The 23,139-nt window shown below is 43.3% G+C and carries 21 protein-coding genes; 11 read left to right on the forward strand and 10 right to left on the reverse strand.

Annotation, left to right across the window (positions count from 1 at the left end):
- Positions 1 to 49: 49 nt before the first annotated feature.
- Together hemA and B3O12_RS06525 are read left to right on the forward strand one after the other, a co-directional pair.
- Entirely contained in the window at positions 50 to 1,312 is a 1,263-nt protein-coding gene (gene hemA, locus B3O12_RS06520) for a glutamyl-tRNA reductase (protein WP_189630388.1), read from the forward strand.
- 70 nt (positions 1,313 to 1,382) lie between these two features.
- The gene (locus tag B3O12_RS06525; protein WP_286755714.1) at positions 1,383 to 3,593 is read left to right on the forward strand and encodes a WG repeat-containing protein; all 2,211 of its coding nucleotides are present in this window, start codon (positions 1,383 to 1,385) and stop codon (positions 3,591 to 3,593) included.
- Positions 3,594 to 3,959: 366 nt separating this feature from the next.
- Here B3O12_RS06525 and floA read toward each other — a convergent pair whose 3' ends face one another.
- Genes floA through proS form a run of 3 tightly spaced genes read right to left on the reverse strand, consistent with a single transcriptional unit; the run spans position 3,960 to position 6,976 of the window.
- Positions 3,960 to 4,973, reverse strand: coding sequence for a flotillin-like protein FloA (gene floA / locus B3O12_RS06530; protein WP_189630386.1), 1,014 nt, complete (start codon positions 4,971 to 4,973; stop codon positions 3,960 to 3,962).
- On the reverse strand, positions 4,973 to 5,449 hold the full coding sequence (locus tag B3O12_RS06535) for an NfeD family protein (protein WP_286755715.1): 477 nt from the start codon (positions 5,447 to 5,449) through the stop codon (positions 4,973 to 4,975). Before B3O12_RS06535 ends, floA begins: the two co-directional genes overlap by 1 nt.
- Positions 5,450 to 5,497: 48 nt before the next feature.
- Positions 5,498 to 6,976 (reverse strand): proline--tRNA ligase, encoded by a 1,479-nt coding sequence (proS, locus tag B3O12_RS06540; RefSeq protein ID WP_286747751.1) that lies wholly within the window; start codon positions 6,974 to 6,976, stop codon positions 5,498 to 5,500.
- A gap of 128 nt (positions 6,977 to 7,104) precedes the next feature.
- Between proS and B3O12_RS06545 the strand changes: the two genes are divergently transcribed.
- Both B3O12_RS06545 and B3O12_RS06550 read left to right on the forward strand, forming a co-directional pair.
- Positions 7,105 to 8,628: a hypothetical protein gene (locus B3O12_RS06545; RefSeq protein ID WP_286755716.1), complete on the forward strand. Its 1,524-nt coding sequence runs from the start codon at positions 7,105 to 7,107 to the stop codon at positions 8,626 to 8,628.
- 22 nt (positions 8,629 to 8,650) lie between these two features.
- The gene (locus B3O12_RS06550) at positions 8,651 to 10,180 is read left to right on the forward strand and encodes an OmpP1/FadL family transporter (RefSeq protein WP_286755717.1); all 1,530 of its coding nucleotides are present in this window, start codon (positions 8,651 to 8,653) and stop codon (positions 10,178 to 10,180) included.
- Positions 10,181 to 10,193: 13 nt separating this feature from the next.
- On the opposite strand, the gene B3O12_RS06555 is transcribed toward B3O12_RS06550, so the two are convergent.
- Genes B3O12_RS06555 through B3O12_RS06565 form a run of 3 tightly spaced genes read right to left on the reverse strand, consistent with a single transcriptional unit; the run spans position 10,194 to position 12,252 of the window.
- Positions 10,194 to 10,712, reverse strand: coding sequence for a shikimate kinase (locus tag B3O12_RS06555; RefSeq protein ID WP_286755718.1), 519 nt, complete (start codon positions 10,710 to 10,712; stop codon positions 10,194 to 10,196).
- Positions 10,712 to 11,707 carry a DoxX family protein gene (locus tag B3O12_RS06560; RefSeq protein WP_286755720.1) on the reverse strand — a complete coding sequence of 332 codons (996 nt, stop codon included), beginning with the start codon at positions 11,705 to 11,707 and terminating at the stop codon, positions 10,712 to 10,714. Before B3O12_RS06560 ends, B3O12_RS06555 begins: the two co-directional genes overlap by 1 nt.
- Positions 11,704 to 12,252, reverse strand: a complete 549-nt coding sequence (locus B3O12_RS06565; protein WP_286755721.1) for a DUF1599 domain-containing protein — start codon at positions 12,250 to 12,252, stop codon at positions 11,704 to 11,706. The genes B3O12_RS06560 and B3O12_RS06565 overlap by 4 nt, the downstream gene beginning before the upstream one ends.
- A 30-nt stretch (positions 12,253 to 12,282) precedes the next feature.
- Between B3O12_RS06565 and folP the strand changes: the two genes are divergently transcribed.
- The gene (gene folP / locus B3O12_RS06570; RefSeq protein ID WP_286755722.1) at positions 12,283 to 13,140 is read left to right on the forward strand and encodes a dihydropteroate synthase; all 858 of its coding nucleotides are present in this window, start codon (positions 12,283 to 12,285) and stop codon (positions 13,138 to 13,140) included.
- Complete coding sequence (gene cdaA, locus B3O12_RS06575; RefSeq protein WP_286747763.1) at positions 13,137 to 13,988, forward strand: diadenylate cyclase CdaA; 852 nt, start codon at positions 13,137 to 13,139, stop codon at positions 13,986 to 13,988. The genes folP and cdaA overlap by 4 nt, the downstream gene beginning before the upstream one ends.
- Positions 13,989 to 14,014: 26 nt before the next feature.
- Here cdaA and B3O12_RS06580 read toward each other — a convergent pair whose 3' ends face one another.
- Positions 14,015 to 16,387, reverse strand: coding sequence for an endonuclease MutS2 (locus tag B3O12_RS06580; protein WP_286755723.1), 2,373 nt, complete (start codon positions 16,385 to 16,387; stop codon positions 14,015 to 14,017).
- Positions 16,388 to 16,738 (reverse strand): DUF4296 domain-containing protein, encoded by a 351-nt coding sequence (locus tag B3O12_RS06585; protein WP_189630376.1) that lies wholly within the window; start codon positions 16,736 to 16,738, stop codon positions 16,388 to 16,390.
- A 143-nt stretch (positions 16,739 to 16,881) separates the two neighbouring features.
- Here B3O12_RS06585 and B3O12_RS06590 point away from each other — a divergent pair, with 143 nt between their 5' ends.
- From B3O12_RS06590 to B3O12_RS06600, 3 genes are read left to right on the forward strand one after another with little or no spacing between them, the layout of a single operon-like run.
- Positions 16,882 to 17,760 (forward strand): DUF58 domain-containing protein, encoded by an 879-nt coding sequence (locus tag B3O12_RS06590; RefSeq protein WP_189630375.1) that lies wholly within the window; start codon positions 16,882 to 16,884, stop codon positions 17,758 to 17,760.
- Complete coding sequence (locus B3O12_RS06595; RefSeq protein WP_286755724.1) at positions 17,753 to 18,646, forward strand: LapA family protein; 894 nt, start codon at positions 17,753 to 17,755, stop codon at positions 18,644 to 18,646. Before B3O12_RS06590 ends, B3O12_RS06595 begins: the two co-directional genes overlap by 8 nt.
- Positions 18,639 to 19,688, forward strand: coding sequence for a vWA domain-containing protein (locus B3O12_RS06600; RefSeq protein ID WP_189630373.1), 1,050 nt, complete (start codon positions 18,639 to 18,641; stop codon positions 19,686 to 19,688). Before B3O12_RS06595 ends, B3O12_RS06600 begins: the two co-directional genes overlap by 8 nt.
- Positions 19,689 to 19,717: 29 nt before the next feature.
- Here the strand turns inward: B3O12_RS06600 and B3O12_RS06605 are convergent, their stop codons facing one another.
- Entirely contained in the window at positions 19,718 to 20,353 is a 636-nt protein-coding gene (locus tag B3O12_RS06605; RefSeq protein ID WP_286755725.1) for a LysE family translocator, read from the reverse strand.
- Between the two features lie 10 nt (positions 20,354 to 20,363).
- Positions 20,364 to 21,905 carry a GH3 family domain-containing protein gene (locus B3O12_RS06610; RefSeq protein WP_189630371.1) on the reverse strand — a complete coding sequence of 514 codons (1,542 nt, stop codon included), beginning with the start codon at positions 21,903 to 21,905 and terminating at the stop codon, positions 20,364 to 20,366.
- Between the two features lie 119 nt (positions 21,906 to 22,024).
- On the opposite strand from B3O12_RS06610, the gene B3O12_RS06615 reads away from it, so the two are divergent.
- Positions 22,025 to 22,699, forward strand: a complete 675-nt coding sequence (locus tag B3O12_RS06615) for a YggS family pyridoxal phosphate-dependent enzyme (protein ID WP_286755726.1) — start codon at positions 22,025 to 22,027, stop codon at positions 22,697 to 22,699.
- Between the two features lie 32 nt (positions 22,700 to 22,731).
- Complete coding sequence (locus B3O12_RS06620; protein ID WP_286755727.1) at positions 22,732 to 23,109, forward strand: DUF423 domain-containing protein; 378 nt, start codon at positions 22,732 to 22,734, stop codon at positions 23,107 to 23,109.
- Positions 23,110 to 23,139: the final 30 nt, after the last annotated feature.

The following is a 23,139-nucleotide window of genomic DNA, read 5'->3' on the forward strand; positions in this document are numbered from 1 at the left end:
TAGGGTTTATTTTTGCACAGCGTATTAGAAGAGGTAGGCGCAAATTAGAATGAGAGAGGGTTTTAAAGTTCTTAGTTTATCGTATAAAAAAGCACCGGTAGAAATACGTGAAGTGCTCTCGATAGATGATGCTCTAGCCAAAGAGTTTTTGGAAGAGTTCGTTCAAGTTGCTGAGGTGAGCGACCTTATGGTGCTATCTACCTGCAACCGCACTGAGATTTACTACAGCCACTCTCATAACCTTTCGAACGAACTGATCGGTTTTCTGTGCGCGAAAAAAGGGTTAACCAACTCCTCTCAATACGCTCAATACTTCGATAGTATTGACAAATCGGAAGATGCTGCTCAATATTTATTTAGGGTTTCTCTTGGCTTGGAAGCCCAGGTTGTAGGCGACCTTCAGATCATCAATCAGATAAAAAGAGCCTACCAAATGGCGGCCGATGCCAATACAGCCGGGCCATACCTGCACCGATTACTGCACACCATATTTTTTGCCAATAAACGAGTAGTGCAAGAAACAGCCTTTAGAGATGGTGCTGCCAGTGTTTCTTACGCAACCGCTGAGCTTATAAAAACCCTTGCTCAAGGATTTGTAGATGCTAAAATCCTCGTTATTGGCTTAGGCGAGATTGGCGAAGACCTCGCGAAAAACCTAATGGGTTCCGCATTTGAAATTACCCTTACCAACCGCAGCACTGATAAACTCAATGAAGTTGCCCTGCAATGTGGCTTTGGCAAAACGGAGTTTGAAGGCATAAAGAACAAACTGGCCGAGTATGACATTGTTGTTTCAAGCCTGCCCATAAAAGATTTTATAGACCTTAACGACCTGGAAGTATTGCCTGAGAATGGCCTGAAATACTTTATCGATTTGAGTATACCTCGCTCCATTTCACCGGCCGTGGAATCCATTAAGGGGGTGAGTCTGTACAATATTGATGAAATCAACGACAAGACTTCTCAGGCGGTACAAAAAAGAATAGATGCCATACCCCAGGTAGAAGCTATTATAGCCCAATCTATGACCGAATTTCTGGATTGGTCTCGCGAAATGGAGGTTTCACCCACCATACATAAACTTAAAAAAGCACTTGAAGACATCCGTCAGGAAGAACTCAAAAAGCACCTTAAGAACGCCAGCCCGGAAGTAGAAGCCTTTGCCGATAAGTTTTCTAAGAGCATTACCAACAAGATTATGAAGCTTCCTGTACTGCAATTAAAGGCCGCTTGTCAGCGTGGAGAGGCAGAAACGCTCATTGATGTCCTCAACGACCTTTTCAACCTGGAAAAAGATCCGGTAAAACAATAGTTCCTTTTATTGCATAAGCCTTTACTATAAAAGCTTTTTTTCTCAGCTTTCGGGTTGGTAGGTCACTTCTATGGTTTTTCGAGGCTTCGTTTTCTTAATTCTTTTTTTTGGCCCATGGCAAGCCGCAGCCAATCAGTATGAACCCTTTACCGAAAACGGAAAAGTGGGCCTCAAGGAGTCGGCTACACAAGCGGTAATAATTCCCCCTACCTACGAAGCGCTTGGCTGGTCAAACCATACCTTTCAGGTAATTGATGGAGTGCTTGGGGCGAGAAAAAACGAAAAGTGGGCTCTTATCAATACAGATGGTTCTAAAGTCACACAGCATCTCTACCAAGATCTTTTCCCAACCCCCAAGGGCCATATTATAGTTTCACAAAAATCTCAGCACAGCATTTTAAGGGAGTATGGAGTAATCGATAGTCGTGGGAAAATGATTGTTCTTACGGAATATAGCAAGCTTACACCCGCTCACGAAGGTCTGATAGCTACTCAGAAAAAAGGTGGACAATACCTAACGGGCTATATGAGTGAAAGAGGAAGCGTCATCATACCAATAGAACACATACAAATCACCCCTATCAATCAATTTCTAGCCGTTTCAAGCAAGGATGGTCTCACTGCTATTTTTAATGATAAAGGTAAAAGGCTCACTCATTTCGACTACAATAGAATAGAGGTTCTCGGAACCAACTATTTTAAAGTCTCCAGATATAATCATTTTGGATTACTCAATAATAACCTTGAGGCCGTAGTGCCAATGGATTACTCGCGAATCGACATAGAGGACAATCATATTGTAGCCTCCACCTACCCTCAGTGGGACGAGTATTCCTCAGAGGGCTTTACGAGGTCGCACTTTTTCAACACGATTGAGGTGCTAAGCAATGGGCACTTTGTGTCTAAGTCTCATAACGATGTAGGCTTACTCGATCGGGCAGCCAATTATCTCAGTTTTAGTGATGATCAAGAATTAATAAAAGCCGGAAGGCACGGCTATGTTACCAGAAACAAAAATGACAATCGTCTAAATGTTTATGACGTCAATGGTAAGTCATTATTCCGTGATTCGTTTGAGGAAGTGCAGCTTTATGATGAAGTATTTTTCGGGAAAATAAGCCAGGCCGATGGACACAACTGGTCTGTTTTTGACTATAGGGGTAAAAAAATCAATTTATTCAACTACCAATCCATCGTTTCTTTGAACAATGGCTACTTTCAAGCCCAAAGGAATGATAAAATAGGCCTTCTAGGCTCAAACGGTAAAGAAACAACTCCCTTCCTGTACGATTACCTCTCTGAGTTTACAAGCGACAGAGCCATTGCTTACTATAATGGTAATTATGGAATGATTAACAGTAAGGGTTTATGGATAATGACTCCCTATTATGACAGTTTAAGATTTATAGACCAGCAGTACGTTTACTATAAACAAGGAACTGAATGGGGACTGGCTGACTGGTATGGAAAACCTATATACAGAGACCAGTCTGATTTCAATTACTCTTCCGGAGCTATTGTAAAAATGAGTCCCGATGGCACCTATAGGTTATACCAATTCAATGGAACTCCTCTTTTGGAACACCACTACCAAAAGGTAATTTCCATAGACTCCAACACCTTGCTGCTGGAAAGGGACGGTAAGCGTTTCTTTTTTAAACCTACTGAGCAAGAGGCTTTTGCGCTGGACACTTCCATTGATTCCTTGGGAAAGCAACTCAACGATTTTATTCCAATTCGGAAAAATGCGCAATGGGGTTTCATTAATACGCGAGCACAACTTACCATAGCCAACCGCTACGAAGAGGTAGGTCAATACAGTGAAGGCTTATTTTCTGTGAAACTCATTGGGAAATGGGGTTTTGTAAATGAAGACGAAACCCTCATTATCCAACCAAATTTTGACCAAGTGGAGGCCTTCAGAAATGGCCTTTCCATTGTTGAAAGTGCAAGCCGTTGGGGAATCATAGACATTAATGGCCAAGCGGTAGTTTCGCTGAACTATGACCTGATCGAAAGAATTGAAGACTACTTTTTATTGTATGCCGATTCAAAAATCGGGCTAGCCTCTGGTGATGGTCAGATCATCAAAAACCCATCATTCGATAGTATTGTACCGTTGTCTAATGGCTATTTTCTGGTGGAGAGACAGGGACTATATGGAGTCATACATAAATCAGGCAATGATATACTACCCACCATTTACAAATCCATAAAACAGTATGGAGAACTTTTCTTAGGCTTTAAAGGTAGCGAAACCAAGAAATACAAGCTTAACTAGACACTCTTCTCACCGCACGGAGCATTGAGCTACCGCCCCACCATTAAAAGGAATAGCCTCAAAAGAAAAGAGGTTATCTCAAAAGTCTTAAAACTCGTCACAGGGTTCTCTGCTTAAATCGGATGGGCTATTGTTTTTTCACCAACGCTCCTTATCAGGCACTACGAAAACACAACCTCTGACGCAAGTTGGTTTACTTCAATAGAACCTGAATAAGTACCCTCTAATCACCATTCAGTCAGAAACCTCGAAGCCAGGGCCTCCTAATTTTGAAATTCAGATACCCTTATCGGCAGTCTGGCTAGGGATTGCACTCAACTGACTTATGGGCCACTTCCTTATGTTTTCTTTGTACCGGCTTTTAGACTAGCTTTTGGAACTTCCCCCATCGCTTCTTCGCTTTCCGGCACCTCCCGATTTTTGAGAAGGGTTAGCTATGGATTCTCTCATGTCGGTATCGGCTTTTATGTTTTCAAACTTGTAGTAGTCCATTACTCCAAGATTTCCTGATCTGAATGCCTCAGCGATAGCCTTTGGAATTTCAGCTTCCGCTTCGATTACCTTAGCTCTCGCCTCTTGAGACTTGGCTTTCATCTCTTGTTCGTTGGCAACGGCCATAGCTCTTCTTTCTTCGGCCTTGGCTTCGGCAACTTTTAAATCGGCCTGTGCCTGATCGGTTTGTAGTTGCGCTCCAATATTGGCTCCAACATCCACATCGGCTATATCGATGGAAAGAATTTCAAAAGCCGTTCCGGCATCTAAACCTCTTTGTAGCACCAGCTTCGAAATCTTATCAGGATTTTCTAACACTTCTTTATGGGTTCCTGCAGAACCAATGGATGTCACAATCCCTTCACCTACCCTGGCCAAAATAGTATCTTCTCCAGCACCTCCAACCAATTGTTGGATGTTGGCTCTTACGGTTACCCTGGCAATGGCTATCAACTGAATACCATCGGCCGCAACAGCCGCAACTTTAGGTGTAGTAATTACCTTGGGGTTTACAGAAATCTGTACCGCTTCGAATACATCTCTTCCGGCCAAATCAATGGCTGTCGCTTGTTTAAAAGTAAGGCTTATATTGGCCTTATCTGCAGAAATCAAGGCCTTGATGACAGAAGGGACATTACCTCCCGCCAAGTAGTGGGTTTCCAAATCAGCTGTACTAACTTCGAGCCCGGCTTTAGTTGCAGTAATCATGGATTCCACCACAATTCTAGGCGGAACCTTCCTGATCCGCATAAATACGAGCTCCAGCAGACCAACCCTTACATTCGAGAATTGTGCGGTAATCCACAGATTTACTGGCACAAAGTACAAGAACACGAAGAGTAATATAATACCGCCTATTACGGCTATGAGTACAGTATAATTTTCCATTAACTAGTGGTTATTGTTTCTACTATAATTTTGTTGCCCTCTACTTTGGTAATCTTAATGCTCGATCCGGAAGCTATGTGCTCCCCGCTAGACCTTACCTCATAGGTTTTATGATTAAATTCTCCTTTACCAATTGGTTTTAAATCGGAGAGTGCTATTCCACGCATCTCAATTTGGAGACCTGAATAATAGTCTTCATTCACTTTACTGTTGTTGGCGGTTTTGAGCGAAAATCTATGCCAAGACTTAGATCTAAAACTAAAAACAAGACCGACAATAGAAAGCATTAGGGTACCTGCCAACACCCAATTACCGGTACTGCTTCCAAGACTGGTATAACTGAGATAAATCCCCGTTAAGCATAGGCCTAAGCCAATAAGTCCGAGTATAGTGGTGCCTGGCACAAACAACAGCTCTAAGTAAATTAGAACTAGTCCAACAAGGATTAATAAAAGTACTGAAATCCAGTCGCCCATGGGTGTTTAACTAAATCACACCAATATACATATAAAATGAAACGGGCTTTAGTAAGCCTTCGCAAAAAGTACTCTTCCCTTAGAGGGTTTTCCGGAGTAGATACAAGCTCCCTCCTCCTGCTTTTGATCCAAAGGAATGCATCGGATTGTGGCTTTGGTTTCTTCCTTAATCTTTTCTTCCGTTTCGGCAGTTCCGTCCCAATGCGCTGAGACAAAGCCTCCCTTGCCTTCCAGTACTTCTTTAAACTCATCATACGAGTTCACCTCTGTAGTATGGCTTTCCCGGAAATTGATCGCCTTTTGGTAAATATTCTTTTGTATATCCTCAAGCAGGCTTTCAACCTTAAGGGCAATGTCTTCAGAAAGATCGAAAGACTGTTTCTCCCCGGTATCTCTTCTGGCTATTTCCAGTGTATTGTTTTCCAAATCGCGAGGGCCTATAGCCAACCGAACAGGCACCCCTTTAAGCTCCCACTCTGCAAATTTAAACCCGGGCTTGTGAGTATCCCGGCTGTCAAACTTTACACTAATGCCCTTTGCTCTTAGTTTAGACTGAATTTCAGCTACTTTTTCGCTGATTTGAGCCAATTGGTCATCGCCTTTGTAAATAGGAACAATCACCACCTGAATAGGGGCCAATTTTGGAGGCAACACCAAGCCCTGATCGTCTGAATGAGCCATAATAAGCGCTCCCATCAGGCGTGTACTTACCCCCCAAGACGTTCCCCATACGTATTCCAGCCCCCCCTCTTTAGTGGCAAACTTTACATCAAATGCTTTGGCAAAGTTCTGACCTAAGAAGTGCGAAGTACCAGCCTGCAACGCTTTCCCGTCTTGCATTAAGGCCTCTATACAATAGGTCTCAATGGCACCGGCAAATCGCTCAGCTTCAGACTTCACTCCTTTTACTACTGGCAACGCCATAAACTCCTCGGCAAACTGAGCATAGACATTCATCATTTGTACAGACTCATCAATAGCCTCTTGTTTGGTCGCATGTGCCGTATGTCCTTCCTGCCAAAGAAACTCAGCGGTACGCAAAAAAAGTCTTGTTCGCATCTCCCAACGAACCACATTGGCCCATTGGTTGACCAAAATTGGTAGGTCCCTGTAAGACTGAATCCAGTTTTTATAAGTACTCCAAATGACTGTTTCGGAGGTAGGCCTCACAATTAGCTCTTCTTCTAGTTTCGCTTCCGGATCTACTACCACACCGTTTCCGTTCTCATCGTTCTTAAGTCGGTAATGGGTTACCACAGCACATTCCTTAGCAAATCCCTCCACATGGTCGGCTTCCTTACTTAAATAGGACTTGGGAATAAACAAGGGGAAATAGGCGTTAGTATGCCCTGTTTCTTTAAACATGCGGTCGATTTCCGCTTGCATTTTCTCCCAAATACTAAACCCATAGGGCTTAATAACCATACATCCTCTAACCGGTGAGTTTTCAGCCAGATCGGCCTTCTTCACCAATTCGTTGTACCATAGGGAATAGTCTTCGCTGCGTTTAGGTAAACCTTTGCTCATTTCTTGATAGTTGGTATGATACTTGCTCTTTTACAGGCTGGAAAATATCGGACAAAGATAGAATTTTCAGGTATTTTCTCGACCAAATAAGAGAATTAGACGTTAAGTTTAAACCAGAAAGGATAGCCATGAAAAACTCCAGTTATTTTAAGATTGCATCAACCTTACTGACACTAGCCGTTTTTGCCGGCTGTGCCTCACTTCCTGTTCAACAAGGTGAATATGACGATGTATACTTTACATCGGCCGATAGAACCCAACCTAAGAAGGTTGTATTAAACCCGGAAAGCCAGGCTGACCTGGGTGAAGATGTAATTACTCTGGAGAAAAGCTCAGACGATAAAGTAGATGCTTCGCTCATTGAGAAATACAACAATGGTGAACCCAAAGAGGTGGTTTATTTTGAAGAATTGGAACCACGGGTATCCAAAGCCTCTGAGCTAAACTATGATGATTTTGTTTGGGACTATAATAATAACCTACTGAAGAATTATGACCTTCCACTTGACTGGGAAGACATGGATGCGGTTACTTTCAACGATATCATCAGAGCCGACTTTCAATTTAGAAATGCCTGGTATGAGCAATACTATCTGGGTAACACCCGGGCTATGGATAGTTATGCAAGCAATCAGAGCATAACTACCAGAAGAAATCCTACGGTCAATTTCAACATAAACTATGGTTTTGGTGCGGGCCTTGGTTGGGGAGCTTTCAATAGTCCTTACTATGTGTCTGGCCTTCCTTGGGGACATCCTTTCTATGGCGAGTTTTATGATCCTTACTTCTGGTCGGTGGGCTACAGACCCTTCTGGTCGAGAAGATTCGTTTCTTACTGGAGTTACGATCCGTTTTGGGATTTTGGATTCTACAACACCGTGGCTTGGGGCGGATACCCTCGTTGGGGCTGGAGAAACGACTACTGGTATTGGAGAAGAAACAACGTTATAATTGTTGATAACGACTACTACCAAAGAAGAAATGACTATACAAGGGGTGGAAGATTACGCTCTACATCAGTATCCAGTGTAAGGGCCGATGCCAACAATGGCACAAGAACCCGGTCGAGCCTTGCCGCTATAGATAACCCAAGAGGGTCACGATCTTCCGTTTCAAGCGGACGTGTATCAAGTAGCTCTAGTAACACTACGGGTGTCAGATCGAGCCGCTCTAGTGTAGACGCTGCTCTGGAAAGAAGTAGCCGTAGAGTGCGTACAGATGCTTACCGCTTCGATAACAACACCAGAGTAAGTAGTTCGGTTTACAGAACCAGTGCTTCTCGTTCAGCCAGAACAGCCGTATCGAACAGAACATATGACGATAGAAGAATAAGTTCTAGCAGGTCTTCTGCCAACTATCGCGTGCCAACCTACGGAAGACAGTCTGGCAGTTCGGCCAATACACGTAGCAGAATTTCCTTCGACCGTTCTTCATCGAGAAGTCGTTCTAGCTCCGGTACATTTAGCAGAGGTAGTTCTTCTGGCCGTAGCAGTAGCGGAGTTGGTGTTAGAAGTAGTGGAAGCAGTTCTTCCAGATCTTCCGGAGGGTCAGTTCGCAGTAGCGGGTCGAGCTCTGGCAGCCGATCATCCGGTTCGAGCAGCGGCTCTTCGAGATCGTCATCGGGTTCAAGCCGTTCGGGACGAGGCAACTAACAGTAAATCAAAAACTTAAAATATGAAAAGAATATATCAGCTATTTATAGTTGGTCTGGCAGTGGTTTGCCTGAACCAAAATGGTCAAGCACAAATTGAACCGGGAAGCTTTGGCTATTACCAAGATGCACTAAGGTTTTCGCAAACATTGCCCTTTGGCACCTCACGTTTTCAAGGCATTGGCGGAGCAGGGTCTGTACTTGGGGGCGACTTGGGGGCTTCGGCCATTAACCCGGCCGGCCTGGGTTTTTTCAACCGGTCACAGTTTGTCCTGACTCCGAGCCTGAACTTTAAAAAGTTTAACAATGATTTTCTTGGCAACAATGTATTGAATGAAGACACCAAGCTGGAGATCGCCAATTTTGGACTAGCGATAAACTTTAATAAAGGCGATCTGGAGCCTGGGGCATGGCGTGGAGGTACGCTGGCTGTAACCTACAACCGTACGAATAATTTCAACCAGCTCCTTTCCTATTCGGGTCAAAACAACAACAGCTCAATAATTGATGCCATGCTCGACAGGGCAGATGGTTTTTTCCCTGAAGAGCTGGGAGGTATTGAACAGGTTGGGTATGATCATTACCTGATCAATCCGCTGCCCGATGCCGAAGATGTTTATGTATCTTTTGTTCAAGGCTTTCCGCGCCAGAACGAACGCATTCTCAGAAGAGGAAGCACCGATCAGATTAACGTTTCTTTTGGAGGTAATTTTAATGACCAACTGTACCTAGCAGCTGGTTTCGGCTTTGTTTCTTCCGATTACTCTTCGCACCGGGTTTTTACGGAAAACTTTAACGACCCTGCATTATCCAGCTTTCAGGTAGATGAACGACTGGATGTGACTGGTTCAGGGCTCAACGTGAACCTGGGAGTAATTTTCAGACCATCAGACTTGGTACGATTGGGCGCATCATATACTTCTCCAACCTGGTATAGTTTCAGTGAAGAAAGCGATGCGATTTACCGCTCGGAATACAATAACTATGATGTAGCCAACTTCACTGACGACAATGGGAACAGAATTATTCAGGAAGACACCGTATTGAACTCATTACAAAGTGCTACTAATATTTTCTTTTCTGATTATAGATTGCGTACACCTTCAAAACTGAATTTGGGTGTGGCGTTCTTCATTGGCAAGAGCGGATTTATAACGGCCGATGTGGAGCGTCTAAACTATTCCAATGCCCATATATCTTCAATTGACTTTGACTCGGAGAGTGATAACGGCACCATCAACAATATTTATCAGGCCACCACTAATATCAGGCTTGGAGGTGAGTACAGGTATAACATATTCCGTTTCAGAATGGGGTATGCCTCTATGGGCGATCCGTTTAAAGAATCGTTCGATGGCCTGGATCGCTCCCGAACAACGGTTAGTGGAGGCTTTGGTGTAAATGTGGGAAGGTACTTTGTAGATCTGGCCATCTCCCAGACCAATTTCAAAGACTCATTTACTTCATACACCTTTGTTGATGGCAGTGGACCAACGGCTATAACAGAAAGTAAGCTCACCAAAGGGAGCCTCACTTTTGGGTTGAATTTTTAGTGAGCCACTCACTTTAATGAAGGTTCGAGATAATCATTTCTACCGTGATCTGATTATCTCGAATTTTTATTTTCGCCTGATTGTAAAAGCTTTCGCGGGTTTCTTTAAGCGCTCTTATTTCCTGAATTAAATCCTGCTGATCGTAACTCTTAAAGATTGGTCGTTTTTCAACACCCTCTTCCAGTATTCTTAGGGCTAAGTCACCGGGGCTCACATCTAGATACACAGTGGTGCCGTGTTCATTCATGGTATCTATATTGAAGTGATAGCAAGGAGCACCTCCCCCTGTGGCCATTACAAAATTCTCTTGCGTGGCGCATATCTCATGAAGAGCCTCCTTTTCCTGCAGTCTAAAATTCCCTTCGCCCTGCCGCTCAAAATACTCGGGAATGCTCATGCCAATTCTTGAAACAATGGCATGGTCAAGGTCTACAAAGGTTTTATTTAATCGCTCTGCAAGCTGGCTACCCAAAGTGGTTTTACCCGAGCCTGCCAAGCCTACCAAAAAAATATTTCCAGGAATAGTCTTCATTACTTATTCAGGACATTGAGCAATTCGGTTGCTGAGGGGATATCGTTATAGTGCCACTTTTTAATGACCTCTCCATCTTTTAACAGCACTAATCCGGGGTTGGAGCGAATCATTGTTTTCAACAACGTTTTATCGGAGTAATAGTAAGGAACTGCCAACTGAACATCGTGGCGCAGGCTCTCAAACTCTGCCCCTGCCGATGCTGTAACTGCCGCAATGCCAACTTCGGTTTCAATTGAGCTGATCAGGCTGTTCAACATGGAATAGGCTCTGCGCTCCGTATGCTCTACATCGTGCACCACCACCAATAGTTTCTTACCCGACAGCGACTCCATGGTAAAATCGTCCTCGTCTCCCCAAAGGGCATAATTCGTAATTTTTGGCACCTGGTTGGGGTCATTCGCAGGGGGCATCATAGCCTCTGGAATCACAGTGCCTGCTTTGTAAGCTCTAAAATCGATAAACGGAAGGTGGTTAATAGATAAATAGGCCACCGTAAGACAGAACACCGTAGACAGCCCAATCACTAAATGACGTTTGCCGGAAGGATTGGGATTGTTGTTGACCTTTCGGTTGATGAATAGCACAACAATAAACACCAACAGAATAATATCTTTAATGAACGACTGCCACGGAGTAAGCTTAATAGCATCACCAAAACAACCGCAATCGGTCACTTTATTAAAATAGGCACTGTAGAAGGTAAGAAACGTAAAGAACACAATCATTCCCAACAGTAAAGAAGTAACTAGTTTCTCCCGATACTTTATGAGAATGGCTATACCCAGAACCACCTCAAGAGTAGAAAGCAGTATACTAAAAAACAAAGCCAGGGGCTTTAGCGAATCAAAGAAGGGAGCTATGTCTACTGCAAAAACTGTGAAATACTCTTCCAGCTTTATTTGAGTACCCACAGGGTCGTTTACTTTAATAAGGCCAGAAAAGATAAAAAGCCCTCCCACTAAATAGCGGGCAATTGAGTTAAGTATTTTCATGATTTTACGAATCCCATTAGTATGAGACAAAATACAGAATAGTTGATCATATCCATATAATTGGCATCGATACCTTCAGAGATAATGGTTTTGCCCTTATTATCTTCAATCTGCTTTACACGCAACAACTTCATAAGAATTATGTCTGTCATTGAGCTGACCCGCATATCGCGCCAAGCCTCACCATAATCATGGTTTTTATTCATTAGCAGGGCCAGAGTTTCCTCCACGTACTTGTCATACAGTTTTTCCAGCACCTCAACCTCCATTTCCAGCGGATCTTTATCGGTCAGGTTCATTTGCATGAGTGCAATCACACAATAGTTAATGATGCCAATAAAATCACCCTCCAAGTCATCTTCAACCAATTGTTGGCCTTTCATTTGAACCGAGCGAATGCGCTGCGCCTTGATAAAAATCTGATCAGTTATAGAAGAAAGTCGTAATATTCTCCATGCCGTTCCATAGTCTTTGGCCTTCTTCAAAAATATGTCTTTACAGGCCTTAATAACTTCTTTATATTCGCCTACCGTTTGTTCCTCCAAGGTGCTGATTATTTAAAGTCGACAGAATTCTTGAGCGCGAAAGATAAGTTATTTGAGGTTAAATCCACATTGAACATCAATGGAAATCTGGTGAGTTTGGAAGAGCCTCAGGTAATGGGGATCATTAATGTTACCCCAGATTCTTTTTATTCGGACAGCCGGGTGAGCCAGGAAACGGCCATTCTCAAAAAGGCTGAACAAATGCTCACCGAAGGGGCATTGATTCTGGACATAGGCGGTTATTCTACACGCCCCGGTGCGGCAGAGGTATTACCACAAGAGGAAATAAAACGTGTTACCACAGCTCTAAACCTGATTGCGACTAAGTTTCCCGAAGCACTTCTTTCGGTAGACACCTTTCGCTCGGTTGTAGCTCGGCAGGCTGTATGTGCAGGGGCTCACATTGTTAACGATGTAAGCGGGGGCTCACTCGATGAGGACATGTGGCAAGAAGTAGCAAACCTGAAGGTGCCCTATATACTAATGCACATGCGAGGCACGCCTCAAACCATGAACTCAAAGAATGTGTATGATAATCTCCTGATCGATATTGGCAAGGAACTAAGAATAGCTGTGGAACAACTACAGCAACTGGGAGTTGCCGATATTGTGGTAGACCCCGGCTTTGGCTTTGCCAAAAGCATGGAGCAGAACTATGAATTACTGCGAAATTTAGGTTATCTTAAAAGACTTGGCCTACCTCTTTTGGTAGGGATGTCGCGCAAATCGATGATTTATAAAAAACTAAGCATTTCACCTGAAGAAGCTCTCAACGGCACCACGGCTTTGCACATGGCCGCTCTGCAGCAGGGAGCTTCTATACTGAGGGTGCACGATGTAAAAGAAGCCAAACAAACCATTGACCTTTATAAAGCACTAAACCCTTGATATTCGCTTTTAAAATAGGATTTCTTGACATACGGTGGATAGACATATTGGATATCCTACTGGTGAGCGTGTTGCTTTATCAGGTATACAAACTATTGAAGGGTAGTGTAGCTGTAAGGGTGCTCATAGGCTTTTTGGTTCTTTACCTGGCCTACTTGGTGGTACGGGCTGCAGAAATGGAGCTATTGGCCGGTATTTTAGGTCAATTTATGGGCGTGGGTGTGTTAGCAGCCATCATTATCTTTTCGCAAGAAATTAGAAAGTTTTTGATCGTACTGGGTAAAACTACCTTTAGAAAAGACGGCCTTATACAAACGGTTATGATCTGGAAGAGAAAAGAAGCTAGAGAACCGTTTAATATTACCCCCATTATTGAAGCCGCCAAGAGCCTTTCTTCTACCAACACCGGTGCGCTCATGGTCTTTTCCCGAAACTCAGAGCTTAAGTTTTATGCCGATAGTGGCGACCGGCTTGATGCGGTGCTCTCCAAAAGGTTACTCATTTCCATATTCAATAAGTACAGTCCGCTTCACGATGGTGCCATTATTATTTATGAAGGAAAAATTCTGGCTGCACGATGTATTCTTCCTGTGAGTGAACGCGACTTGCCTGCAAACTTTGGTATGCGCCATAGAGCTGCCCTGGGAATGTCAGAAGCTACCGATTCCTTAATACTGGCTGTTTCTGAAGAAACAGGGCAAATATCTATCATCAGAAATGGCTACATAGACTCGAACCTTTCTATACCGGAAATCAGAAAAAGAATTCTGGCTTATCTGTCAGATAAGGAAAACGCAAAAAGCAAGTCTAAACCTGAACAAGAAGATAATCTGGAGGTAGCCTCATAAGCTTTCACTATACGCGCTGTTTTTACTTACTTGAGTGTAACCAGCGTAACACCTGCCCCTCCTCTGTCGGCATGTTCGTCTTTTACCGAAGCTACTTCTTTATAGTTCTTTAAATGGTCTCGGGTTACTTGCCTTAACACGCCATTTCCCTTACCATGTACTATTTGCAGGTCTCTTATTCCTAATAAAATGGCCTCATCTAGCCAGGAAGACAGCAAAGGAATAACCTCTTCGGCACGCATTCCTCTCAGGTCTATTTTACTATTAAACTCCGCCTGTTTAGAGGCATAGTCATAACCGGAAAAGCCACCAGACTGCCCTTGCTGCTTATAGGCTTTTCTGGTCACCTTTTCGAGCCTGTTAAGTCTTACGAACGAAGTGAGTTCTCCTATGCTCAGTTCTGCATCTTTGCCTTTTATATTCACCACCTGTCCAATGGTATCCTGACCCTTGAGCTTCACATAGTCTCCAATGACAATGGCTTCGCTTTGGGCTCTGGCCAATTCGTACTCTTGTTCAACAGTGGTTTCCTGCTTTAGTTTTTCCAGCTTTTCGCGTTGCTTTTTAACGGCTGCTTTTTCAGCCTTTTTCTCCTGAATTTCGCGAATAACCCGCTCAACCTCCTTATTGGCTTCTTTTACAATGGCATTGGCTTTCTGCTTAGCCTCATTGAGTATTTTCTTTTCCTGTCGTTCAATATGCTCCTTTAGCTGCGCATATTGTGCCGTAAGCTCATCAAGTTCTTTTTCTCTGGTTTTCACCTTTTTCTCCGAAAGCTCCAGTTCGCGTTGTTGAATTTGAAGTTGCCCCAGCATTTGGTCAAAAGACACCTGCTTAATACCTATTCGCTTTTTGGCGTTTTCAATGGTTTGGTTGGGTAAGCCTATTTTACCGGCAATTTCTAAAGCAAAAGAGCTGCCCGGCTTACCAATCTCAAGTTCGTATAGAGGTTGCAAATTCTTGAGGTCATACTTCATGGCACCATTCACCAACCCCTCGTTCTTATCGGCATACTCCTTTAAATTCCCATAATGAGTGGTAATTACACCCATGCCTTTGCTTGCCTTTAACTCCATAAGAATGGCTTCGGCAATGGCTGCTCCATACTGGGGTTCTGTACCTGTTCCAAATTCATCGATCAGAAAAAGACTCTGTTTGTTTACATGTCCCAGCAAATGTTTCATGCTTATGAGGTGCGAACTATAGGTACTTAGATCGTTTTCAATGCTTTGTTCATCGCCAATATCAATAAACAGGTCTTTGAACAGAGTAAAGCGAGAGCTTTCGTGTACCGAAACCAACAACCCACACTGCAGCATATACTGCAAAAGGCCAACGGTTTTCAGACACACACTTTTTCCTCCTGCGTTGGGCCCTGAAATTATTAAGATGCGTTTTTGTGGTTCCAGATAAATATTGAGAGGCACTACTGCTTTGCCCAGTTCTTTATGTTTTAAAAGAAGTAAAGGGTGCTGAGCCACCTGCCAGTTAAACTCCCTTTTTTCTGACCACTGTGGTTTACGAGCATCTATCTTTATCGCAAAGCGAGCCTTGGCTCTGATAAAATCTATGAGACCAAGAAACTGCATGTACTGCCGCAGGTTTTCAATCTCCGGACGCAGGTAGCTGGTCAATTCCATGAGTATGCGCACCACTTCGCGCTGCTCGGCATACTCCAGTTCCTGCACTTCGTTGTTAATGGCAAATACTTCTGTAGGCTCCAGGTAAACCGTTTGTCCTGTGGCCGATTCTCCATGAATAAACCCTTTTACTCTCCTTTTGTATTCGGCCAAAACAGGGATTACCATTCGCCCATTCCGAATAGTTACCGATACATCTTCCGGAGTATAACCTTCCTTTTTGGTTCGTGTAATAATGCTGTCGAGCACATTGCGCAACCGCTGCTTTTCTGAAAGTATACCCTTCCGTATTTCATAGAGCCTGTCGGAGGCATTGTCTTTGAGCTTACCCCGTTCGTCAAAGACTCTGGCCAGCGACCAGAGCAAATCTTCATCGAACAGAATAGGGTAAGTGAGTTCTACCAAATGTGGGTAAGATTCTCTCTTTTGCTGAAAAAAATCCAGACACTTGTTTAAGGTCTTTAGGCTCAAAATAACATCGAACAACTCCTCCTCTAGCAGGTAGGAGTTATCTACCCTTATTTTACCGAAAAGCGGAGAAATATCGATGTAGTTGGAGTTAGGAAACAGCTCTTTCGATTCAATGATCTGCACAAACTCATCGGTTTGGCTGAGCCATTTGTCAATACTGTTCTTATCGGATGAAAAACGGATTTTGTCGACAAAACTTTTCCCCAGGTTGCTTTCACAGGCCTCTTTAAGGCTTTCTCTGATTTTATCGAAACCTAATTTAAGCTCAAGATTAGAAGGGTATAGCATTTAATAGTTACTACTGTATTGTTTGGAGTTTCGGGCCTTCAAACTGTCGAGTACAATATCTGTCACCTCGAGAAATAGTTCGGGCCTTGTTAAATAGAAATTATAGCTTTTTACATAACTGGCAGAGTCTAACCCATGTGCATTCAACACTCTTTTCTCAAGGGCTTTATAAAGCACCTCGGCCGAGTCGGCACTCAGCGAAATTGTGCCTACCTTGCCCTCTGCCATGCGAATGTCAATCATTAGATCAACCATCTGCTCTTTGGTTAAGATACCACTGGGTATGGTCTCCTCTTTTTTGCAGGCCACCAGTAAGAATGTAACCGCCAGTAAAAAAAGCTTTTTTGCCATGTATGAAGCCGTTTATTTTCGCCTCGTTATTACAACGACTTGCAAAGGTAAGAGTTATGTTGGTAGCCGGCTTGCAATTAACCAAAATTAAGACATTCAAAAAGCGGCTGGAATCAAATAAATCATATTTTTAGGCCTTCATTATGGAGCACATCATTTCCAAGCTTAGGAAGTACGAAATACAAATCAGGAAAGCCATTAACTCAAGGATGCAGGGCGATTTTCACTCCATCTTTAAGGGTTCTGGTCTTGAGTTTGATGGTGTGCGCGAATACCAGTATGGTGATGACACCCGAACCATCGATTGGAACGTTTCGGCCAAAGGTCATGGCACCTTTGTAAAAACCTTCAAGGAAGAAAAAGAACAAACTGTTTTTTTTCTGCTCGATGTTAGTGCCTCACAGGAAATTGGAACCCCGGGTGCTCAAAAGGTAGATGTGGGCAAGGAAATTACCGGTGTATTAACTCTAGCTGCGGTAAAACAACAAAACAGAGTTGGACTTCTGAGCTTTTCGGATCAGAAAGAAAAGTTTGTGAAGTCGGGCAAGGGAATTAAACACGGCTATGCCATAATTCATGAATTGTATAACAGTAAGCCCAGGTCATCTCGTACCAACATAGACATGGCCATTAAAAAGGCTCTGGAAATCATTCATAAGAAGAGCGTTATTTTGCTCATCTCCGATTTTATTGACGAAGGCTATGAACAAAGCCTCAGACTTTTGGCCAACAGGCACGATCTGGTGGTTCTTCATCTCAAAGACGATCGGGAAACACAATTACCCAACCTGGGTATAGTACCTGTGTATGACCAGGAGAGCAAAAAAACGGTTTGGGTAAACACCTCTTCTAAAGACTTCCGAAAAAAACTGGAGAAAACATATACCGTAAACAAAGGGGAGCTGGAAAGATTCTGCAGAAAGAATCAGATCAATTATCTGGAAATAAACACCAAAGACAACTACGTTCCTCAACTCATAAAGCTATTCAAGATCAGAAACAAAACGATGAAACGTGACTAGAAGGGTAGCAGTATTTCTGATTTTCTTTTCGTTGGCATGGTCCCTGGCTCAGGCACAGGAAACCAAGCCCATAGGCTATTTTCTCAAAGACAGTGTTAAAATCGGGGAGTCGGTGGCTTATTCGCTCAGCTATAAAGACAGAAAGAACCGACCGGTTATTTTCCCCGATTCACTCTTCAATTTTGCTCCCTTTGAGCTGTTAGACAAAGCCTACTTCGACACCCGATCCGATACCATAAACAGTATTGATAGTGCGGTGTATTACCTGGCCACTTTTGAAATTGATACGGTTCAGTTTTTGGCCCTTCCCGTGTTTGTATTTACCGGCAAAGACAGCATACCGGTATATAGCGCCAAAGATTCCATAGTATTGAACCAGGTGGTAACCCAAATGCCCGACAGCGTAAACCTGGCCGAAACCAATGCTTTTCAGCCGGTTTCTTTACAGTTTAACTACCCCTACTGGACTATAGGACTAGTTTTGCTGGGCCTGATTTGCCTGGTAGTTCTCATTGTTTGGGGCAAGGAGATAAGAAAACGAATTAGGCTATACCGCCTTAAAAAGAAGCTTGAGAAATTTCAGATTGAATTTGACCGAGAGATTGAGGCCATTTCTTCAGAAACAAACAAGACCAAAATTGAGTCGTTACTTAAATTTTGGAAAACCTACATGGAATCGCTGGAGCAAGTGCCCTTTACCAAGTTAACGACAAAAGAAATAGTGAAAATCCAGCAGAATTCTTCGCTGGAAGAAACACTCAAGTCTATAGACAGAAACATTTACAGCCCTATTGCAGTAAGTGCTTTGCAAAACGATTTCGAATTTCTTAAAGATTATTCGATTGACAGGTACAACCACATAACGGAAGAAATTAAGAATGCTTGACGAGTCGGTTTACAAGTGGTTTTCGCTAGAATGGTTCACTCCATCAGCCTTTAAGTCGTTCGACTGGGAGTTCTTCTTTGTGTTTTACACCATTCCTGTGGTGCTACTGCTTTTCTTGCTTAAGTGGCTGATAGGCACCCGCGTAAAACAAAAACTTCCCGTAGCTCTTCCCAAAAAAGAGATTCAGAAACACTGGACCAGCTATCTGCGATTTATACCCAACGCACTTATGGCGCTGACACTGCTGATGCTGTTGATTGCCCTAGCCCGACCGCAACGCACCAATGAATTGGTAGAACAATGGTCTGAGGGAATTGACATTGCCCTGGTCATAGACATTTCGGAGTCTATGCAAATTGAAGATTTTAAACCTAACCGACTGGAAGCCGCCAAGCGTACGGCACGTGATTTTATTTCGGGCAGAAGCCAGGATCGAATAGGCTTAGTCATCTTTTCGGGCGATGCCTACTCGCTTTCACCGCTAACTACAGACTATGAACTGCTCTATAAGTTTATCGATGAGGAGATTGACTTTAATAAAATAGAAAACCGAGGCACAGCCATTGGCAGTGCCATAGCAGTGGGCACCAACCGCATGCGCGAGTCGGAAGCAGCCAGCAAAGTAATGATACTTCTTTCGGACGGTGACAACACGGCCGGAAACATTGATCCTATAACGGCCGCAGAGTTGGCCGCAGCTTATGACATTAAAATATACACCATTGGCATAGGTAAAGAAGGCAAAGTACCTTATGGTAAAGACTTCTTTGGAAGAACCAATTATGTAGAAAACACCCTAGACGAGACTACCCTTAGAGAAATTGCCAAAATTGGTTCCGGGCAATTCTATAGGGTTTCTGACAATGAAGCTCTGGCTAATGTTTTTGAGCTTATTGACCAATACGAAAAGGCAGAAATTAAAGAGACGCGCTATAAGAACACCACCGACTTTTACCCCATTTACGTGAAGTGGGGCCTCCTGTTTTTCTTACTCTTCTTAGCTTCTAAAAGCACTTTTGTGAGCAACATACTGGAAGACTAAAACTCCCTGCCCTGGCTACGGTTATGAAACTAAAACAAGGCCATGCCCTTTTGCTCGAGCACAAAATTGAAAAGCTTTACACTAAAGAGTAACAAAGCCAACCCCACCACCCGGTTCATTATCTTCATAAACCTTGGCGTTACTATTTGACTTAGTTTGGTGGCAAAATAAGACTTGGCCACATCGGCCATAAACACAGTGGCTATGAGTACAATAAAAAAGGAGATCGCCTCACCATTGGTGTACTTAAAGTCCAGTGTAACCTTGCTAATAATGCCCAGCCAGAAAAATAACACGAAGGGGTTAATCCCGTTGAGGAAAAACCCCTTTAATATTTGCTGAAACCATTTGGTAGACTCCTGATGCTTTTGCCTGAGTCCTTTCTGGGGCACAGGTTTAAGTAGATAAATTGTACCAAACACCAACATAATGCTCCCGCCAATTCCTCCTAACCAAATATTGAAAGAGGCATTATCTACCAGTTGCGATACCCCCAGGTATGTAACCACAATATAAAAGCTATCGCTAAGGGCAATACCCATGGCCATAAAAAGCCCCGAAGAAAACCCCTTCTCAATAGAGTTTTGTATGAGTGTAAAAAATACCGGACCTATTAGTACAGAAAGTAACAGGCCAAAAAGCAATCCATTAATAACAATATCCATAGACCAGTGCTTAAGCTTGCTTCAGATAAGCAAGCCAGCTTTCGAGTTTTTCCCTTTTAAGTACACGAGGAAACTTAGTTTGTCCTCCTTCTTTTCCAATCGATTTCATCCACCCATAAAAGACCTCATTGGGCAGTACTTTCAGATAAATATTCTTGAGAGCGTGTTTGCGCTCTACTGCATAGTCATCGTTCAGTTGTTTAAGGTATTCATCAATTTTCAGTCGTAGAGCTTCCTCATCTACCGTACCATCTACACCAACGTACCAATGATGGGCAAAGAGGCTTCCGTCCGGTAAACCGGCCACTGTAAACTCCTTAACAACTATGTCGAAATCCTGAGCGGCCATTTGCACCGCTCTGTTCATGTTATCTACCGAAAGATGTTCGCCACAAAGACTCAGGAAATGCTTTGTTCTGCCCGTAATAATAATTTCCGAAGCATGCTTATCCACAATCTTCACGGTATCGCCTATTAAGTAGCGCCAGGCACCGGAAACTGTCGAAATAAGGAGAGCATATTCCTTATCTTCCTCTACCTGATCTACCATGAGTGCCTGAGCCCCGGGTTTTATTTGCCCCTCATCGTCAAAGTTCTGCTCATTAAACGGCACAAACTCCAGAAAAATACCGCCATTGAGCATAAGCCTCATGGAGCGCTTTCCGGGTGAATCCTGAAACGCAATAAAGCCTTCTGAAGCCAGGTAAGTATCAATGTAGTGAATTGGTCTACCTAGCAGTTTGTCAAAACCTTTTCTGTAGGGCTCAAACGCCACACCTCCATGTACGAAAGCCTCAAGATTGGGCCATATATCATGAATATTATTGAGCTTATTTTTCTCTATAATTCGCTCCAGCAAAATGGTCATCCAGGCAGGCACCCCCGCCATCATACCAATATTCCATTTGTGAGCATTCTCCACAATCTCTTCAAGCTTGGTTTCCCAATCTTTGTGTTTCTTAATTTTTGGACTCGGCCTGGAAAATCCCTGGATCCAAAGAGGAAGCTGACCGGTAGTAATACCACTTAGATCTCCATAGTAGAAATTTCCTGAAAAATTGAGCGAAGTACTTCCTCCCAGCATGAGCATGCCCGACTGAAAGAACTTATCGGGTAAATCATACTTAGAAAGTGTATAAATATGCCTTGTGCCGGTCTTGCGAATTTGCCGGATCATGTCTTTGGTTACCGGAATAAACTTCGAAGAAGCTCCTGATGTGCCTGAACTCAGGGCAAAATATTTGGTTTTTCCGGGCCAGCTTACGTCCGGTTCTCCCTCGCGCACTCTATACCACCAATTATCATTCATTGAATCATAATCGTGAATAGGAATATTCTCTTTAAATCTCTCGTAGAAGTCGTGTTGGCCAAAGCTTCTGAATTGTTCAAGAATGCCAACAAAATTATATTCTCTTCCAAATGCCGTATTCCTGGCGCTTATGAGTAGTTTAGATAACTCTTTCTTTTGCAGATCATAGGGAGAAGTGTAGTCTTGTTCGAGCGTCTCGCGCAGTTTTATCCCCTTCTTTAAAATCGATCCAATTATTGGCATATATCTTATTTCGGTTTATTGAACAGTAAGCCTCAAGCAGCTGTTTTTATGCTAAATTGCGCCCCATTCGGGCAATCAAATATAATAGAAATCTAAACTCCACATTAAAAAGCATCCTAATGAGTATTGCAGAAAATATTGCACATTTTAATAAGGAACTAGCTCCGTTTAAGGCAAGGCTTATTGCCGTGAGTAAGACTAAGCCCAACAGCGATTTGTTACAGGCCTACGAAAGCGGACAAAGAGATTTAGGAGAAAATAAGGTTCAGGAGCTAACGGCCAAGTATGAAGCACTGCCTAAAGACATTCGATGGCACATGATTGGCCACCTGCAAAGAAACAAAGTCAAATACATTGCCCCTTTTGTTCACCTGATTCATGGAGTGGACAGCCTGCGCCTGCTCAGGGAAATTAACAAACAAGCACAGAAGCACGATCGGGTAATCGACTGCCTGCTTCAGGTTTTTATTGCCAGTGAAGAAACAAAGTTCGGACTCGATAAAGACGAACTCTTTGATCTGCTAAAGTCTCCAGACCTGGCAGAAATGGAGAATATACGCATAGTTGGGTTTATGGGCATGGCCACCAATACAGAAAATCAGGAACAGGTGAGAAGCGAATTCCGCTACCTCAAAAATTTATTCGATGAAGTAGCAGAAGCCTTCCGTTCGGAGAAAGTACAAATGAAAGAACTTTCTATGGGCATGACGGGAGATTATAAGATTGCGTTGGAAGAAGGCAGTACCATGGTTCGAGTGGGTAGTGCCATATTTGGTGAACGAAATTATCATTAACTGACCTTTTATAGGATAAAACAAGAAGTGAAATGACCGCAAAAACAGTAATAATATTAGCCGGTGTACTCGGAGCCTTGAGTGTTGGCCTGGGAGCATTTGGAGCTCATGGACTTGAGGCTACACTCTCTGCCAACGGACGAATTGAAACCTACGAAACTGCCGTTAAATATCAATTCTATCATACCTTGGCCCTACTGCTTGTTGGTCTCATAATGCTACACACCAACACCCCTTATTTTAGCTACGCCTCCTGGGCTTTTGTAGCGGGTATTCTGGTCTTTAGCGGCTCTCTCTACACCCTTAGCTTGACCAACATTACCTGGCTCGGGGCTATTACTCCCATTGGTGGATTGGCCTTTATTGCAGGGTGGATATTCCTTCTGATTGGTGCCAATAAGGCTTTGTAGGTACTATTAGTACTCCCGGCTAGTCTGCGC

It is taken from the genome of Roseivirga sp. UBA838 (assembly GCF_002296035.1).
Classification (GTDB): Bacteria; Bacteroidota; Bacteroidia; order Cytophagales; family Cyclobacteriaceae; genus Roseivirga; species Roseivirga thermotolerans.